The 1,412-nt window shown below is 65.4% G+C and carries 1 protein-coding gene; it reads left to right on the forward strand.

Annotated features, from left to right (window positions below; genetic code table 11):
• The first annotated feature begins 115 nt into the window (after positions 1–115).
• Entirely contained in the window at positions 116–1,348 is a 1,233-nt protein-coding gene (locus tag BRW65_RS30810; RefSeq protein WP_073881228.1) for an IS256 family transposase, read from the forward strand.
• The last annotated feature ends 64 nt before the right edge of the window (positions 1,349–1,412 follow it).

Raw genomic sequence — 1,412 nt, forward strand, 5'->3', positions numbered from 1 at the left:
GGGAACGTCCCCGGGTGTGGTGTAAGTAGCGGCGTGTCGGTGCCGATGTAGAGGGGCCATCGCGTGAGTCTCTGTGGTGAAACGACCAAGGATCACTACCGAGAGGAACATCGCGATGGCCCTGGATCAGTCTGCCTTGTTGGAGGTGCTCGATGCACTACGCACCGCCGATGCCGGCGAGCGGGTCACTCAAGCCGCTGAGGTCATCTATCAGGCGCTGATCGATGCGGAGTTGACCGCGGTGATCGGCGCCGGCCCGCACGAGCGCACCGAGACCCGCACCAATCAGCGCAATGGCTCACGCCCACGCACGCTGACCACGATCGCCGGGGACCTGGAATTACGCATCCCCAAGTTGCGGTCGGGGTCGTTCTTCCCGGCACTGCTGGAACGCCGCCGCCGCGTCGATCAATGCCTGTTCGCGGTGGTGATGGAGGCCTACCTGCACGGCACCTCCACCCGCAAGGTCGATGATCTGGTCAAGGCGCTGGGCGCTGATACCGGGATCTCCAAAAGCGAGGTCTCGCGGATCTGCAAGGACCTCGACACCGAAGTCGCCGCCTTCCGCGACCGGCCCCTGGCCGAGCAACCCTTCCCCTACGTCTTCCTCGACGCCACCTACTGCAAGGCCCGCGTGAATCACCGGGTGGTATCCCAGGCGGTGGTCATCGCCACCGGAGTGGCCGCCGACGGGCGCCGCGAAGTGCTGGGCTTCGAGGTCGGCGACAGCGAGGACGGGGCATTCTGGACGGCGTTTTTGCGGTCGCTGAAATCCCGCGGCCTGGCCGGGGTGCAGCTGGTCATCTCCGATGCCCACGCTGGACTACGCGCCGCGATCGACGCGGTACTGATCGGAGCCAGTTGGCAACGATGCCGGGTGCATTTCCTGCGCAACGTGCTCGCCCAGATCCCCAAGGGCTCCGCGGAAATGGTCGCCGCGGCGATCCGCACCATCTTCGCCCAACCCGACGCTGAACATGTCCGCGAGCAGCTCGACACCATCGCCGGCATGCTCGGCCGGCAATTCCCCAAGGTCGAGACCATGCTGCGCCAGGCCGCCGACGACATCACCGCGTTCGCCGATTTCCCGGCGGCGCACTGGAAGAAAATCTGGTCCACCAACCCACTGGAGCGGCTCAACAAGGAGATCAAACGCCGCACCGATGTCGTCGGGGTGTTCCCCAACCCCGCCGCCCTGCTCCGGCTGGCCGGCTCCGTGCTTGTCGAAGCCCACGACGAATGGCAAGTCGCCGACAAGCGCTACCTCTCCGAAACCAGCCTCGCCCTCCTCAACGCCAGCGACAAGAACGCCGAAACGATTGCCCCCACAGCAGCTCTCACGGCATAGTGAACAACCGCAGAGCCTCACGCGAACACGCGAATGCTCTTACACCACTCCACGGGACGTGACC

Origin of the sequence: Mycobacterium paraffinicum (assembly GCF_001907675.1) — a bacterium.
Classification (GTDB): Bacteria; Actinomycetota; Actinomycetes; order Mycobacteriales; family Mycobacteriaceae; genus Mycobacterium; species Mycobacterium paraffinicum_A.